The following is a 16387-nucleotide window of genomic DNA, read 5'->3' as shown; positions in this document are numbered from 1 at the left end:
AAAAAAGTTTAGATATTTAACTCAAAGTTTACTTTTACACGGTCCAAAACAATTAAGGTCCGATATGTTTTTACATCTTCATTATCCGCAAAATGTTTTCTAACTAAACTTTCAAAATGAGATAAGTTGTTGCTCAGCATGATAATGATAAAAGAGACGCCTCCATTCACAAAGTAGCACTGTTGAATCTCTTCAACAGAAGCAAAGTATTGCTTCGCTCTGTCCATAACTACAGAGCGGTCTTCGCTAAGGCGGACTTCAATTATAGACGTAATTTTTTCACCAAATTTTAGCGGATTTAAAATAGCGCAATTTTTTAAAATAATTTCCTTTTCTTCCATACGAGATATACGTCTTTGAACAGACGCAGCAGATAGACCAATTTTTTCAGAAATTTCTCGATGCGAAGTCTTATTGTCTTTTTGCAGTATTCTTAAGATTGCATAATCAAAATTATCTAAAGAAATTTCTGACATGAGTAAATCTCTCATTAAGCTTTAAATATAGAGTTATTTAATCGTTTTATTGAGTGAAATAGAAGAAATATATTGATTACAGAGAATTAAAATTTCAATCATTCCCAGAGCGGTAAATATGATGATTGAGACAAACTCCAAGCAAGGCATGGCATTTGCAGCCGCATTTCTATCTTTAATTTCTGTGCAAATAGGTGCATCAATAGGAAAAGCCCTTTTTCCAATTCTTAGTGCAGAAGGAGTGACCTTAACTCGACTTGCTTTAGCAGCATGTTTTTTGTGGATTGCCTTTAAACCTTGGAGAGACTGGAATAAACAGACCAATTGGAAAAATCTAATTATTTATGGGGCAATCCTCACATTAATGAATACTTTAATTTATAAAGCATTTTCTTATATGTCTGTTGGAATCGCGATTTCCATCGAAGTGTTAGGGCCACTTACGGTTGCTATTTTAATGTCTAAAAATAAATTAGATTATTTTTGGGGCGGTGTATCTCTTATTGGCTTGTTTCTTCTACCCATGGGCAATTCAAATAATAACTTCAGCTTTATTGGTATGACGTATGCTCTATTGGCAGCAGTAGGATGGGGGCTATATATTATTTATGGGTCTAAAGTTGCCCAAGGTGGCGGAAGCTCGGTTGCAACTGGAATGTTTCTAGCAGCTTTGTTTGCCTCACCTTTAGGTGCATCTCACCTTATCCATATTTTTGATAGTTATAAGATTCTTCTTACATGTTTGCTCATGGCGATGCTAGCGAGTGCGATTCCATTTATATTAGATATGGTTGCGATGAAAAAACTGCATCCGCGAGTTTTTGGAATATTAGTGAGTGCATCACCCGCGGTGAGTGCTTTGGCTGGATGGCTGATTTTAGATGAACGATTAAATCATTTTCAGATCGTTGGAATAGCAATTATTATGGCATCGTGTGCAGGATGTTCTTATTTCTCCTATAAACGTAATACTGCATAAGACCATTCATTTATGATGACTTAGGTCTAAAAGCTAGATGAATCGATTTGAAGGGGGAGAGAAATAATAAATAGAGCCCCCCCTTAAAAAGGCTACCTCTGTACAAATAGAATATAAAAACAGCAAGTATCACTTACTGAAGTGCAATTTTAATCTGATTGATATTTATACAATATGATTACAAGATCACAAGGATATGAACTGATGAAATTTCTAAAATTTCTAACTTTTAGCACGATTCTTACGTTGTCCGCGCATAGTTATGCGACAGTGAGTGGTGGACAAAAAATTGAAGTATTGGGTTATCAGCAAAAAGAGAAAAAACTTTATGTATTAAGACACTACGAAGATGGTCGAGGACGCCTACCACAACTATATTATTATCTATTAAATAGTAAATCGCCTGACAAACTTATTGAAGTTAAATCTCTCTATATCAATCCAAAAACACATAAGATTGATTATGATCAAGATAGTACAGCGTTTGATAAGGCTCTCAATAAAATTAAAAAAAATTTAACCCCTTTGAACGTAAGTAATAGTAAGACTGTAAAAATTCAGACCTTAAAAACGCATCAGAAACAAGTAACATCTTGGTTTGATCCTTCAGGGAAGATCACGCAATATAAAACACAATATGTTGTAAAATCGCCATCTTTACAAAGTAAGACGCACATTGCGGTTCATTACACCAAAGCAATAAAAATTTCCCAAAATTATAGCGTGCCTAAACAAAATAAGAGGTTGGTTGTCGTTAAATATCTGGGGGTTCCAGAAGAAACTGGTTACGATATTGAAGACCCTGTTTTACTACTACCTAATCAAAATCTTCCTTAGGGATGCAGCCATACAATTTACACAGGATTAATAATGAATAATTTGAATTTTAAAACTCTAAAAAAGTATTGGTTGCCATTTGTAGGTATTGCTTTAATCGCGGGCTCTTTAGTATTGGCATTTGCTTGGGTCGCTGGTCTATTTGGACATCGAACCACTAGCAAAACATTTTTGGGCGAATCATTAAGTAAATTTGATCCCGGATATCGACGTGCACACGGTAAGGGTATTTGTTTTGATGGCATTTACCACAGTAATGGTGCAGCGGCAGCATTCTCTAAAGCCACGGTATTTGCCAAGTCTGATATACCAGCAATTGGTCGATTTTCTATTGGAAGCGGTAACCCGCATGCGGCAGATAATTCTACAGCAACAGTGAGTATGGCTTTATTACTTTCCGCAGCTGATCATTCACAATGGCGCATGAAATTAAACAACTTTCCCTATTTCCCTACGCGAAATGCTGAAGGTTTTTTGGCGCAGCAAAAAGCATTTAAACCAGTTCCATCTACTGGCAAACCTGATCCAGGCCTTGTTGAAGCTTTCTTAAAAGAATATCCCGAAGCGCGTAAGTCTATTGAACAAAAGGCAAAGATGCCATTAACTGGTAGTTTTAGTGGCGCAGAATTTTATGTGGTAAATGCTTTTATATTGCGGGCTGCGAATGGACAAGAACAGCCAGTGCGTTGGTCTATGCGTCCTCATTCAAAATTTATTAGTCTGACCAAAGAACAACGTGATCAAGCTGGCCATGATTTCTTATTTAAAGATATCAAAAAACGTTTAGCTGAAGGGCCGCTGTATTGGGATTTAGTTTTGCAACTTGCTGAGCTGGGAGACACGGTGAATGACCCATCTCAACCTTGGCCAAAAGAACGTAAAGAAGTTATAGCGGGAACATTGGAAGTCAAAAATGTGACTGAACAGGTAAATGGTGTTTGCCGTGATATTAACTTTGACCCAACCTTGGTTCCACCCGGAATTGAGTTATCAGATGATCCGGTACTCGCAGCAAGAGCAGGTATCTATGCGCAGTCTTACAATGCTCGCTTACGTGAAATTGGATTTGGCAAAGCAACGGATGCCGTGGGTAAATAGGAGAGATCAGCCATGCAAAACAAATCTAACGATAATACTCCACGTCATTTTAACTTGACTGCTCGAATACTACATTGGGCTATGGCGGTAGCAATTTTGGCTATGCTATTTATTGGTGTAGGAATGACAACCTCAATCACTTGGCGTCCGTGGTTAATCGATATTCACCGTCCTTTAGGAATCGCAATCTTATTGTTGGTCATCGTAAGATTAATAAATCGACTCTATTTTCCAATTCCACCTTTGCCGCCGACTGTACCCCGTTGGCAGGCGTTTATTGCCCATGCATCACATTGGCTACTTTATCTTTTGATGTTTAGTTTGCCATTGCTCGGATGGGCAACGCTTTCGGCAGGTAATTGGCCTGTAACGTTATTTCCGGGTTGGGACCTTCCACCAATCGCTCCAACCAACTCTACGCTCTATGCATGGTTTCGCACTCTACACGGAGTTTTGGCTTGGCTGTTATTTGCTGTCGTTATTGGTCATCTGTCTGCTGCGTTATTACATGCATGGGTTTATCGCGATGGCGTATTCTCAAGTATGGCTTTGGGTTCTTCTACTGAGTCTAATAGAGATAATGAAAAGAAGAGTGTGGATTGAGAAGGAGTTATTCAGCTCTTAAGCTCAGATCAGGCGGATAAGAGGGATAAGTCAGCGGAAATGGTGACATATTTTGATGGAGTTAAAACAAATAAATTTGGAATGAAAGATGTTCTATTTAAGTTACATTCGATTTTGGTTTAAAGTTTTAAATGATTGATAATATTTAAATTTAATATATTTTATCTGTCTAACAATGGGAAAATATAAATTTCCTATAATTCTAAATATTTGTCATAGCCTTATGAGCTTCAAGTTATAAGATTGGTAATGTGTAATGCATATTGAAAATATTATTCGAAAACTAGATTTAGTGACTTTAAAGATATTTCAAACAGTCTGTGATGAAAAATCTCTGAGCAAGGCCGCTGAAAAAAATATGATTGCGCTATCTGCTGCAAGTAAGCGTTTGACTGATTTGGAACATTTGATTGGAACCAAACTGTTTATTCGCGATGGTAAAGGCATGCAAATTACACCTGCTGGGGAAAGCCTGCTTTATCATTGCAGAACCATTTTAGACTCGGTTTATAAAGCTTCGGTTGAGTTAGAAGAATACAAAATAGGCATTAAAGGTTTTGTACGATTACAGGCAAATTTATCAACCATCATTCAGTTTTTACCCGAAAGTTTGCATCCGTTTATTGTTGAAAACCCTCAAATTAAGATTGAGCTTGAAGAACGTCCAAGTATAGAAATTATCCAAAATGTAAGTAATAAAATTGCCGACTTAGGCATCTGCATTGCTGAGAATTTATCAGAAGATCTGGATTATTATCATTATCGTAGCGATCGGCTGGTTGCGGTTATACAAAACCAGCAATATTTAAGTGAACAGAAAATCATTTCCTTTGAAGATGCGCTGGACTACGACTTTATTGGTTTGCATACTCAAAGTGCGATTAATCGGATTTTGCAGCAAAAGTCTGAAGCGCTAGGAAAGCAGCTTAAACTCAGGATATTGGTGACGAGTTTTGATGCGGTTTGCCGTATGGTGCAGGCTGGTATGGGCATTGGGATTTTGCCTCATAAAGTTTTCGAAATCTTTGGTAAACCCTTGGGGCTGGCAAGTGTAGAGTTAACCGATGATTGGGCAAAAAGAGATTTATATCTGGTGTCCAAACATGATGAGTTTTTAAATCCAGTAACTTTGCTTTTGAAAGAATATTTTATGCACCCCCACAAAGAAATAATATCTGAATAAATTTTATAGGTTTCGCAAACCACGAAGGCTTGTTGATCTTTTAAGAATTGTATTACTGCTGATTGCGCCATAAATTTAACTCTATCGGAAGTAGATATAATATGGATTGTTATGAGCCTAGCCCTTGAGAAAATAAAAGTCCTTGAAATAGGTACCCTAATTGCAGCTCCTTTTGCAACACGCATTCTTGCCGAGTTCGGTGCGGAAGTCATAAAAATTGAGCCTATTGGCAAAGGTGATCCACTTCGTAAATGGCGTAAGTTACATCACGGAACGTCTTTGTGGTGGTATTTACAGTCACGTAATAAGAAATCTTTAGCGCTTAATCTTAAGTCACCAGAAGCAATTGCTTTAATCAAAAAGATGATTGTCGACACCGACATTCTGGTCGAAAACATGCGTCCCGGTGCCCTTGAAAAATTAGGCCTAGATTGGGAAACCTTAAAATCAATTAACCCTAAACTAACTTTTGTTCGCATATCTGGTTATGGGCAATCTGGTCCATATAAAGATAAACCCGGCTTTGGTGCAATTGGTGAGGCAATGGGTGGAATTCGCTATACCACAGGTTCACAAGACTCTGCGCCTGCACGAGTTGGGGTGAGTTTAGGTGACTCACTTGCTTCATTACATGCAGTGATTGGCGCTTTAATGTCGATTGTGAATATTAAAACCAATAACGGTAATGGACAGATTGTTGACGTGTCACTTGCAGAAAGTGTCTTCAATATTATGGAAAGTGTTGTCCCAGAATACGACTTGCATGGTTTTATTCGGGAGCGTTCTGGAGGTTCATTGCCGGGTATTGCACCTTCAAATACCTATCGAACGAAGGACAATGCTTTTGTTGTGATTGCGGGAAACAGTGACCCAATTTTTAAACGTCTGATGCATGTGATTGGTCGCGAAGATTTGGCGAATCGACCTGAGTTTGAACACAACGATGGACGTGCGCAACAAAGTGATTTGCTAGATGCTGCAATTGAATCATGGAGTCGACAGCATTCAATTGATGAAGTTTTGCAGCAGCTTGAACAGGCTGAGGTTCCATCTGGGCGAATTTATTCTGTAGCCGATATGGTCAATGATCCGCATTTCCATGCACGTGATATGTTGCTTTCAACCGAGTTGCCCGATGGTCAAGTGGTGAAAATGCCGGGTATTGTTCCTAAGCTTTCTGAAACACCGGGGCAGGTTAAATGGCGTGGCCCTGAGTTGGGTGAGCATACCGAATCTGTTTTAAAACAATACGGTTATCAAGCTGAAGATATTGAAAGCCTGCGTGTATCAGGAGTAGTGCAATGACAGCATTTTCCGACTTACTTGTTGTACAAGAAGTCTCTCCACGAGATGGTTTGCAAATTGAGCCGACTTGGGTGCCCACCAATAAGAAAATTGATTTAATTAATCAGTTGTCAACCATGGGTTTCTCTCGAATTGAAGCAGGGTCTTTTGTCTCGCCCAAAGCGATTCCGAATTTGCGTGATGGCGGTGAGGTTTTTACTGGAATTACGCGCCATAAAGATATTATTTATGTTGGGTTAATTCCAAATTTAAAAGGTGCGCTTCGGGCAGTTGAAGCCAATGCAAATGAGTTAAATCTTGTTCTTTCAGCTAGTCAAACTCATAACCTTGCCAATATGCGAATAACTAAAGCTCAATCATTTGCAGGATTTACCGAAATTGTGGAACAACTACAGGGTAAAACACAGTTTAACGGAACTGTAGCAACAACATTTGGTTGCCCATTTGAAGGCAAAATTAGTGAAAAAGAAGTGTTTAGCTTAGTTGAACATTATTTAGAGTTGGGTATTCATAATATTACCTTGGCAGATACCACTGGTATGGCGAACCCCGTGCAAGTGAAAAGAATTGTCTCTCACGTTTTATCGTTAATTTCGCCTGAGCAACTGACCCTACATTTTCATAATACACGTGGATTGGGGCTAACTAATGTTCTTGCAGCTTACGAGGCTGGAGCAAGACGGTTTGATGCTGCATTGGGGGGCTTAGGTGGGTGCCCGTTTGCACCGGGGGCGTCGGGAAATATCTGTACTGAAGATTTGGTCAATATGTGTGAAGAAATGGGAATACCGACCACTATTGATTTGGATGCTCTCATTCAACTTTCGAGAACCTTACCAACACTTTTAGGACATGACACGCCAAGCCAACTTGCCAAAGCGGGACGAAATACAGACTTACATCCGATACCGGATTATATCAAATCACTTAATTAAGATACGTCATTCAAGATAGTTGGAAATAAGACGATATTCGTATCGTCTCTGGTCAACTCGTCTTTAAAAACTTGATGGGACGTGTCTTGAGGCTCATTTTCAGGAGAAAATAAATGAGTTTAAAGCAAAGCATGGAATTATCGGCTGAAGCAATTGCCGAAAAGCAATTAATAAAAAAAGTAGCATGGAAAATCATGCCATTAATTATGGTGTGTTACTTATTTGCCTTTTTTGATCGTATCAACATCAGTTTTGCCAAGTTTCAATTACAAGCTGATTTATCCTTAAGTAATACAGCCTATGTCCTCGGTGCCAGTTTATTTGTAATTGGTTATGTAATATTTGAAGTACCCAGCAATTTATTGCTACATAAATTTGGTGCCAGAAAATGGATTGCGCGAATCATGGTTTCTTGGGGTGTTGCAACGACCCTAATGGTGTTTGTGACTACTGAATGGCAGTTTTACGTATTACGTTTCTTGATTGGTGCAATGGAGGCAGGCTTTGCACCGGGTGTGCTTTATTACATGACGCTTTGGTTTCCCCAAACTTATCGTGGTCGAATTATTTCATTATTCTTCCTTGCTTCTGCTTTTTCAGGCATCTTTGGAGGACCAATTTCAGGGGTATTGTTGTCATCACTTGATGGTGTGATGAACATGCGTGGCTGGCATTGGTTATTTTTAGTCGGTGGCGTACCTTGTGTTTTACTTGGTCTTTGTGTTCTTACTTACTTAAAAGATCGTATTGATGATGCGCAGTGGTTATCAACCTCAGAAAAAGCTCATTTGAAACGTTTGGTTGAGCCTAAACAACCAGAAAAAGCCTCTCATTCATTATGGGCTGCCATTAAAACCCCGGGATTATTAATTCTAGGCGTTATCTATTTTCTGATTCAAATTGCATCTTATGGTCTAAATTTCTGGGGGCCACAGTTAATAAAAAGCTCAGGTATTGATGATACCCAAATGATTGGTTTTCTTAGTGCCATTCCATACCTCATGGGAGCAATTACAATGGTAATTGTTGGACGTTTAGCAGATAAATCTGGGGAGCGTTTAAAATTTACTGCTGGTTTACTCTCTTTAGGTGCTATTGGTTTCTTTACAGCAGGTTTCTTTGATGCCAACCCAGTTGTGGTGGTGATTTCACTTGCGTTATTAGGGGCTGGTATTGTTGCTGCAATTCCTTCTTTTTGGAATTTACCGCCCAAAGTCTTGGTTGGAGCGGGGGCAGGTGTTGCTGGTGGTACAGCGCTCATTAATACATTAGGACAAATGGGGGGAATTGTTAGTCCTATTATGGTTGGTCATATTAAAGACATAACAGGAAGCACAACACCCGCACTATATATTATTGCAAGCTTATGCGTTGTGTGTATTGCACTATTGATATGGGCTACACCAAAACGATTACAAGAGAAAGGTTAAACGATTCACTCATGCTCAAAGCCATTTAGTTGGCTGTGGCATGAGTGTAGTTAATATTAAAGTGATATAACATGATGATTATTTGTAATTTTTATAATTATATTCTAAGTGGGTCAGCATATTTATAGGAACTGTACTTTCTATTATTTAAAGCCATTTTTGAAACGAAATTGATCTATCCAAACACCTATCAAATCTCGGTGAGATATCGAACATGGCTCATCAATGAAATTTATAGCCAGCTTATAAAACTAAAAACCGATGCAACTTTTCAAGACGCCAAACTGTGCTTATATATGATTGAAGGCGCAATTATTCAGCTTTTAGATTCAAATCAAGTGGATGAGAGGGAAAAGGTGCTGGATTGTTTTTTATGCAGTTCAGGTAGGTGATGTAAAATGCTGGGCCGATAACAAAAAAATATTAGACCGGTCGTCTATAGGTCTATATAGTGAGGTCTTACTTTGTTGACCTTCTATTTTAAAAGAGAAAATTAATGTCTATTATTCTTCATCATTTAAATGCTTCACGCTCATTTCGCATTCTGTGGTTACTTGAAGAAATTAGTCAACCTTATGAATTAAAAAGTTATTTTCGAGATAAAACTACAAATCTTGCACCTCAAGAATTAAAAAACATTCATCCTTTAGGGAAATCACCTGTGATTGAGCTCAATGGAAAAGTGATTGCAGAATCAGGTGCAATTGTAGAAATTTTGATTGAAAAGTTTGCTCCACAACTTATGCCTGCAAAAGATTCAGACAGTTATCTTGATTATTTACAATGGATTCATTTTTCAGAAAGTTCGGCTATGGTTCCATATTTATTAAACATTTTTAATTCGATTGAGTTAAAAAATGGCACTCAATTAAAGTTCTTGGACCAATATGCGCATGCTGAGTTGGATAAAGTATTTTCGTATTTAGATCAACAATTACTAGGCAAAAAATTCTTAGTAGGCAATAGCTTAACGGGTGCAGATTTTATGATTGGTTTCGTAGTCTATGGTCTAATTAATTCTTTAAATATTCGCTCAAAATATCTCAATATTGAACAATATGTAAAAAGTCTAGAAAGCTTAGAAAGCTGGCAAAAAGCCATGTCTATAGAACAAAATCTTCATCATCAAACCAATGCCTAAAAACGAAATGGTCTTAAGCACTTAAAAAAAGAATTGATTTCTCAAGTAGAGAAATCAATTCAGCAATTTAGATCCCTTCAACAAAACTCACCATAACATCACAGCAGCCTTGACGTTTACTTTTGGCAAGCTGATATTCAGGTGAAAAATAACATTCACGTGCGGTTTCCATATCTGGAAACTCAATGACCACGTGACGTTCAAACTCTTGTCCCTCTAAAACTTCTGAGGCACCGCCACGCGCAAGAAACTTGGCACCGTACTTTTGAAAAGCTTGCGGAGCAGTGGCCATATATTGTTTATATTGTTCCATATCATGAATAGTGACATGAGCAATCCAGTAAGCAGACATATCGTATTTCCCTATAATTTATTAAATAAAGGTATATTTACCTTTTCCTAAAATTTGTGATTTCACGCATCTAAAATATTTTTTGCAACAGCAGCAGCTTCAGCAATATGTTCAGCAACCGCTTTTTTTGCCTTTTCTGGGTCTTTGTGAAGATAGATGGCTTCACACATATTTTTAATACGTTGATAACCTGAAATTTCACGCTTTGTCGATTTCATCGTCATGGCACGAAGACGGCTAATTCGACCATTTAAGCGCTGTACCACTTCCCATGCAATATGATGATTTGCGGTGGTAAAGATGGTTTGATAAAGCTGGGTTGAGGTCGCAATAATCAGATTGATGTCATCAGCAGCAAACGCAGCTTTAAGATCTTCTAATAGAAGTTCTAATTTTTTAGCAGTTTTTTCATCGAGGTTTTTAGTGCAGTCAACCACAGCACTTTGTTCTAACAAAAGACGAATTTCATAAATCTGTGAAGCGATGTCCCAGTTAAGTAGAGAAACGATAGGGCCTTTATTTGGCAAAATCTCAACTAAACCTTCTGCTTCCAAATAACGAATCACTTCGCGAACCACAGAACGACTCACGCCGAGTTCTTCACATAACGTTCTTTCAACCAGTCTTTTTCCTGAAGGGAAATAGCCCGTAATAATGGCATTGCGCACTTTATCTAAACACAGCTCTCGTAATGTTACGGGCGGGTTTTCAATTTTAAGATTCATAAATAATTAAATTTTCCTGTTTTTTAACATGTTGAGTTTCATCACATGTTTTTCAATAAAAATTAGCATAGCAAACTCTTGCTTTTATTTCAGTATGTATTATGGTATACCATAATACGAATGACAAGATAATTTACTTGCAAGGAAGAGCAATGGAACTCATACGTAAAACAGTGCTTCATGTAGAAACCACTTATGTAGATGGCGGCAAAGAAGCAGCAAAGCCTTTAAAAATGGTGGCAGCCGCAGCGGTCATTAAAAATCCGTGGGCAGGGCAAGGTTATGTAGAAAACCTAACACCGGAAATTCGCCGTATTGCGCCGATCTTAAGCGAACATTTAACCAAGCTTATTCTTGATGAAGTCGGTTCTGGTGAAGCTGTTGAAGCTTTTGGTAAAAGTGCAGTAGTTGGCTTAAATGGTGAACTTGAGCATGCATCGGCTTTAATTCACACCTTACATTTTGGTAATACTTACCGTAGCGCTGTCGGTGCGAAATCTTATTTGGCATTTAACAATACCCGTGGCCCGGCAAATGCGCCGATTTTAATTCCAATGATGGATAAAAATGACGAAGGCCGCCGTTCTCATTACTTAACATTGCAATTTGCAATTCCAGATGCACCTGCTGCCGATGAGCTGGTTGTTGTAATTGGTGCAGCAACAGGTGGTCGACCACATCATCGTATTGGTGATCGTTATAAAGATTTGGAAGAGTTAGGTCATGATGTCAAAAACCCTGCAGCTGTCAAATAACCGTATTGCTCACTATTTTGAGCAAGGCGAAGGAGAGCCTCTGGTTCTGATCCATGGAGTGGGAATGCAAGCTGCGGCATGGTATCCACAAATTGAATATTTTTCTAAACATTATCATGTCATTTCAGTAGATATGCCGGGACATGGTCAAAGTACCAAATTATCGACAGACGCAAAATTACAAGATTTTGTTGAATGGACCATCGAATTTATTACAGCCTTAAATTTAGGCCCTGTAAATTTAGCGGGACATTCAATGGGCTCACTAATTACCACAGGGGTCAGCGTTACCCGTCCTGATTTAGTTAAACGGATGGCGGTGCTCAATGGTGTATATAAACGTACAACACAAGCACGTAATGCAGTCATCCAAAGAGCTGAAGAGTTAAAAACAGGCCGTATTGATGTTGAGACTCCGCTACAGCGCTGGTTTGGCGAAAGTGAAGTCGAGCGTATAGCAGCAGCCAAAGTGAAATCATGGCTCGAAAATGTCGACTTGTCTGGTTATACCACAGCATATTCTGCTTTTGCGCAAGGCGATGAAACCTATGCAGATGACTGGTCAAAGATCACTTGTCCTGCTTTGGTGTTGACCGGAACGGATGATCCGAACTCAACTGCAGAAATGGCTGTGCAAATGGCGAATCAGGCAAAGCATGGCACTGCAATTGTCATTGAAAATGAACGTCACATGGTGAACTTAACTGCACCTGATAAAGTGAATAATGCAATGCAAGCGTGGTTGGAAACCAGCGTTTAAATTGCCACACATTGCTGAAGGAATATAACAATGAGTGAAATGGATACAATTAATAAAATACGTGAACTACGCGATGCTTTCGGGTCATTTATGACGGGCGTTACCGTGGTCACAACCTGTAAAGAAGATGGAACGCCACTTGGCTTTACAGCGAACTCTTTTGCTTCGGTGTCTTTGGACCCAGCTTTACTTCTAGTGAGTATTGCCAAGACATCAAGCAATTATCATAACTTTGCAAATACCACTCATTTTGCAATCAATATTTTGGCAGAAGAGCAAAAGGATGTTTCGAATACTTTTGCTCGTCCAAGCGAAGACCGTTTTGCAAATCTTTCATGGTCAAAAAGTGCTTGCCAAAATCCACTAATCCATCATGTGAGTGCATGGTTTGACTGTACAACTTACCAAGTTGTCGATGCAGGCGATCATGCCATTTTAATTGGTAAAGTTGAAGATTTTGCTTCGACAGGTTTTGCAGGTCTTGGTTATTATCGTGGTGGATATTTCACTCCGGCCAAACTTTCTGCCGAGGTCATCTCTGGTCCTAAAGTGGTGATGAGTGCGATCATTGGTCATGAAAATACCATTTTACTTGAAGAAACTGCCGATCATAAATGGACTATTCCACATGTCATGGTAGATAAAGACGGTGCCGATAAAGCGCTTGAGAAAATCTTTGCAGAATATCAGCCAGATGCTTCTGCCAACTTCATTTACTCTGTATATGAAAACGTTGAAAACCAGCAGCAATATATTTCTTTTTTATGCAATACACCCGTAGCTCAAGCCACCAAAGGTCAATTTGTCGATTTAAATGATCTTGAAAAGCTAGAGTTTGTAGACAGCGCTTTAGAAAGTATGCTGATGCGCTATCGCAAAGAAAACCATTTGAAAACTTATGGTGTTTATTACGGAAATCAGACAACAGGTACAGTTCGTCAAATCGTTAAAGAGGAAGTTTAATCATGCGTTTTTCATTATTTGTGCATATGGAACGTGTTTCTGATCAGCAAACCCAGAAGCAGCTTTATGATGAAATGATTGAGCTTTGTCAGATTGCAGACCGCGGTGGTATGCATGCGGTTTGGACAGGCGAACACCATGCCATGAACTTTACCATTGCACCAAACCCATTTTTAAATCTGGTCGATTTAGCGAATAAAACCAAAAATGTTCGTCTAGGTACAGGTACGGTGGTAGCACCATTCTGGCACCCGATTAAACTTGCTGGTGAAGCTGCAATGACCGACATTATTACCAATGGCCGTTTAGATATTGGTATTGCTCGCGGTGCTTATTCGTTTGAATATGAACGTATGGTTCCGGGCATGGATGCATGGAGTGCAGGTCAGCGTTTACGTGAAATGATTCCCGCGATTAAAAACCTTTGGAAAGGCGATTATGAGCATAACGGTGAATTTTGGCAGTTTCCAAAAACGACTTCAGCACCTCAACCGCTTCAACAACCGCATCCACCAATTTGGGTTGCTGCCCGTGATCCAAATAGCCATGAATTTGCTGTGCAAAATGGCTGTAATGTACAGGTAACGCCTTTGCATTTAGGTGACGAAGAAGTTGAGAAGCTTATGGGACATTTCAATGCGGCTTGCGAAAAGTTCAATGAAATTCAGCGCCCTGAAATTATGTTGCTCCGCCATACCTATGTGGCAGATAGTGAAGAAGATGCTCAACTGGCAGCAGATGAAATCAATACCTTCTATAACTATTTCGGCGCATGGTTTAAAAATGAGCGTGAAATTAATCAAGGTTTAATCGCACCTTTAAGTGCTGAAGAAATTGCTGCACATCCTTTTTATACACCAGAAGCGATGCGCAAAAATAACGTGATTGGACAGGCCCAAGAAGTGATTGACCGCTTAAAAGCTTATGAAGCGATGGGTTACAACGAATATTCTTTCTGGATTGATACGGGCATGAGCTTTGAACGTAAAAAAGCTTCATTAGAACGTATGATCAATGAAGTTATGCCGGCATTTGCATAGAGGCGAATATCATGACAGCAGATTTTCAGCTTTATATTAATGGTCAGTTTGAATCTGGTGCAGCGACTTTTGAAAGTATTAATCCTGCAACGGGTGAAGTCTGGGCACACATGCCGGAAGCTCGAACCGATGAAGTCAACCGAGCAGTTCAGGCCGCATCAAGTGCGTTAAAAGCACCGGCTTGGGCAGGTTTAACTGCTTCACAGCGCGGTAAATTGCTCTATAAACTGGCTGATTTAATTGAAAAAGCTGCACCGCAATTAGCTCAAATTGAAACCAGTGACACGGGCAAAATTATTCGTGAAACTTCGAGCCAGATTGCCTATGTCGCTGAATATTATCGCTACTATGCAGGTATTGCCGACAAATTAGAGGGTAGTTTTCTACCGATTGATAAGGCAGACATGCAAGCATGGATTGTTCGTGAACCAGTAGGTGTGGTTGCTGCAATCGTTCCTTGGAATAGTCAGTTATTTCTATCGGCAGTGAAGGTGGGGCCAGCTTTAGCGGCAGGTTGTACCGTCGTGCTAAAAGCATCTGAAGACGGCCCTGGACCATTGTTAGCCTTTGCTAAATTGGTCCATGAAGCGGGTTTTCCCGCTGGAGTGGTCAATGTGATTACTGGTTTCGGACCTGAATGTGGCGCCGTGTTGAGTAGTCATCCAGATGTTGCCCATGTTGCGTTTACAGGTGGTCCAGAAACGGCAAGGCACATTGTGCGTAACTCGGCTGAAAATCTTGCAAAAGTTTCACTCGAATTAGGTGGCAAATCTCCATTTATTGTATTTGCTGATGCAGATATTCAAAGTGCGGTAAATGCTCAGGTCGCTGCTATTTTTGCTGCTACTGGGCAAAGTTGTGTGGCAGGTTCACGCTTACTGGTTGAAGAAAGCATTAAAGATGAATTTGTTCAGCGTTTGGTTGAGCGTGTACAAACCATAAAAATTGGTTTACCTCATGAGATGACAACCGAGTTTGGACCGCTTTGTACCTTACGCCAACGCCAAAAAATTGAGCAAGTTGTTGCAAGTTCAATCCAGCAAGGTGCAAAACTTCTTACTGGCGGTAAAAGCCTAGAGCAAGCAGGGTATTACTATCCACCGACCATTTTAGATTGCACCGATGCACCTCAAGCAGATTGCATTACCACAGAACTATTTGGTCCAGTGTTATCGGTAGATAGTTTCAAAGATGAAGCGGAAGCTGTGCAAAAAGCCAATAGCACGCCTTACGGGTTGGCAGCTGGCGTTTTTACCACCAATTTAAGCCGTGCTCACCGTATGACTAAAGTCATTGGGTCGGGAATTGTTTGGTTAAACACTTACCGCGCTGTTTCACCACTTGCACCTTTTGGTGGACATGGGCTTTCGGGACATGGTCGGGAAGGTGGCGCAAATGCAGTTTTAGATTACACCGCCACCAAAACAGTTTGGTTACGTACCTCAGATGAGCCAATTGATGACCCATTTGTCATGAGATAAGTCATGACTTGAGGCATGAAAATATAACGGGATTTTAATTTCAAGGATGAAAAAATGAATCAGTCAAACCCAGTAATCGCCTAAAGCTTTAAATAGTTGAAAACGTAAAACTAGATATATCGATGCTTAATCAAGTATTGATCGGACTGGCTTTACCTTTTTCTTGGCTAAAACAACACAAACAGAGAAATGAGCTGTTTGTAAAAGGAAATAAAAAGATGAAGCCGAGTCATATTGAAATGACTTTGGCTGGGCAGATTTTTTGATGTTGAGGAAATGAATTCCTCAAAGAGAGATTAAGGA

Annotated in this window: 18 protein-coding genes and 1 pseudogene; 16 read left to right on the top strand and 3 right to left on the bottom strand. The window is 39.5% G+C overall.

Annotated elements, in window-relative coordinates:
- Nucleotides 1-8 precede the first annotated feature (8 nt).
- Nucleotides 9-476: an Lrp/AsnC family transcriptional regulator gene (locus F968_RS11820; protein ID WP_004793356.1), complete on the bottom strand. Its 468-nt coding sequence runs from the start codon at nt 474-476 to the stop codon at nt 9-11.
- A 118-nt stretch (nt 477-594) separates the two neighbouring features.
- Here F968_RS11820 and F968_RS11815 point away from each other — a divergent pair, with 118 nt between their 5' ends.
- The 10 genes and pseudogenes from F968_RS11815 to F968_RS11775 all read left to right on the top strand — a co-directional run bounded on the left by F968_RS11815 (nt 595) and on the right by F968_RS11775 (nt 10008).
- Nucleotides 595-1455 carry an EamA family transporter gene (locus F968_RS11815; RefSeq protein ID WP_004793354.1) on the top strand — a complete coding sequence of 287 codons (861 nt, stop codon included), beginning with the start codon at nt 595-597 and terminating at the stop codon, nt 1453-1455.
- Nucleotides 1456-1659: 204 nt separating this feature from the next.
- Complete coding sequence (locus tag F968_RS11810) at nt 1660-2292, top strand: hypothetical protein (RefSeq protein WP_004793352.1); 633 nt, start codon at nt 1660-1662, stop codon at nt 2290-2292.
- Between the two features lie 33 nt (nt 2293-2325).
- Nucleotides 2326-3390, top strand: coding sequence for a catalase family peroxidase (locus F968_RS11805; RefSeq protein ID WP_004793350.1), 1065 nt, complete (start codon nt 2326-2328; stop codon nt 3388-3390).
- Between the two features lie 12 nt (nt 3391-3402).
- Nucleotides 3403-3993, top strand: a complete 591-nt coding sequence (locus tag F968_RS11800) for a cytochrome b (RefSeq protein ID WP_004793348.1) — start codon at nt 3403-3405, stop codon at nt 3991-3993.
- 277 nt (nt 3994-4270) lie between these two features.
- Nucleotides 4271-5197: a LysR family transcriptional regulator gene (locus F968_RS11795; RefSeq protein WP_004793346.1), complete on the top strand. Its 927-nt coding sequence runs from the start codon at nt 4271-4273 to the stop codon at nt 5195-5197.
- A gap of 111 nt (nt 5198-5308) precedes the next feature.
- On the top strand, nt 5309-6502 hold the full coding sequence (locus F968_RS11790) for a CaiB/BaiF CoA transferase family protein (protein WP_004793343.1): 1194 nt from the start codon (nt 5309-5311) through the stop codon (nt 6500-6502).
- Nucleotides 6499-7437: a hydroxymethylglutaryl-CoA lyase gene (locus F968_RS11785; RefSeq protein ID WP_004793342.1), complete on the top strand. Its 939-nt coding sequence runs from the start codon at nt 6499-6501 to the stop codon at nt 7435-7437. The genes F968_RS11790 and F968_RS11785 overlap by 4 nt, the downstream gene beginning before the upstream one ends.
- Nucleotides 7438-7550: 113 nt before the next feature.
- A complete protein-coding gene (locus F968_RS11780; RefSeq protein WP_004793340.1) occupies nt 7551-8867 on the top strand; it encodes an MFS transporter in 1317 nt (438 codons plus the stop codon).
- A 134-nt stretch (nt 8868-9001) separates the two neighbouring features.
- A pseudogene (locus F968_RS20365) lies at nt 9002-9259 on the top strand (TetR family transcriptional regulator); the annotation flags it as partial.
- Nucleotides 9260-9363: 104 nt separating this feature from the next.
- Nucleotides 9364-10008 (top strand): glutathione S-transferase family protein, encoded by a 645-nt coding sequence (locus F968_RS11775; protein WP_004793338.1) that lies wholly within the window; start codon nt 9364-9366, stop codon nt 10006-10008.
- Nucleotides 10009-10075: 67 nt separating this feature from the next.
- Here the strand turns inward: F968_RS11775 and F968_RS11770 are convergent, their stop codons facing one another.
- Nucleotides 10076-10360, bottom strand: coding sequence for a DUF1330 domain-containing protein (locus F968_RS11770; RefSeq protein ID WP_001277471.1), 285 nt, complete (start codon nt 10358-10360; stop codon nt 10076-10078).
- A gap of 62 nt (nt 10361-10422) precedes the next feature.
- Nucleotides 10423-11085, bottom strand: coding sequence for a GntR family transcriptional regulator (locus F968_RS11765; RefSeq protein ID WP_004793336.1), 663 nt, complete (start codon nt 11083-11085; stop codon nt 10423-10425).
- A gap of 152 nt (nt 11086-11237) precedes the next feature.
- Between F968_RS11765 and F968_RS11760 the strand changes: the two genes are divergently transcribed.
- From F968_RS11760 to F968_RS19825, 6 genes are all read left to right on the top strand, one after another.
- Nucleotides 11238-11840: an amino acid synthesis family protein gene (locus tag F968_RS11760; protein ID WP_000420415.1), complete on the top strand. Its 603-nt coding sequence runs from the start codon at nt 11238-11240 to the stop codon at nt 11838-11840.
- On the top strand, nt 11809-12600 hold the full coding sequence (locus F968_RS20155) for an alpha/beta fold hydrolase (RefSeq protein WP_004793335.1): 792 nt from the start codon (nt 11809-11811) through the stop codon (nt 12598-12600). Before F968_RS11760 ends, F968_RS20155 begins: the two co-directional genes overlap by 32 nt.
- A 30-nt stretch (nt 12601-12630) precedes the next feature.
- Nucleotides 12631-13563, top strand: a complete 933-nt coding sequence (gene tgnA / locus F968_RS20150; protein WP_004793334.1) for a flavin-dependent trigonelline monooxygenase reductase component — start codon at nt 12631-12633, stop codon at nt 13561-13563.
- 2 nt (nt 13564-13565) lie between these two features.
- Entirely contained in the window at nt 13566-14603 is a 1038-nt protein-coding gene (gene tgnB / locus F968_RS11745; protein ID WP_004793333.1) for a flavin-dependent trigonelline monooxygenase oxygenase component, read from the top strand.
- Nucleotides 14604-14614: 11 nt separating this feature from the next.
- On the top strand, nt 14615-16084 hold the full coding sequence (gene tgnC, locus F968_RS11740) for a (Z)-2-((N-methylformamido)methylene)-5-hydroxybutyrolactone dehydrogenase (RefSeq protein WP_004793331.1): 1470 nt from the start codon (nt 14615-14617) through the stop codon (nt 16082-16084).
- A 122-nt stretch (nt 16085-16206) separates the two neighbouring features.
- A complete protein-coding gene (locus F968_RS19825) occupies nt 16207-16350 on the top strand; it encodes a hypothetical protein (protein ID WP_075382724.1) in 144 nt (47 codons plus the stop codon).
- Nucleotides 16351-16387 lie beyond the last annotated feature (37 nt).

This window comes from Acinetobacter sp. NIPH 817 (genome assembly GCF_000368405.1).
Classification (GTDB): domain Bacteria; phylum Pseudomonadota; class Gammaproteobacteria; order Pseudomonadales; family Moraxellaceae; genus Acinetobacter.
This window is presented reverse-complemented; position numbering and strand designations above follow the sequence as displayed.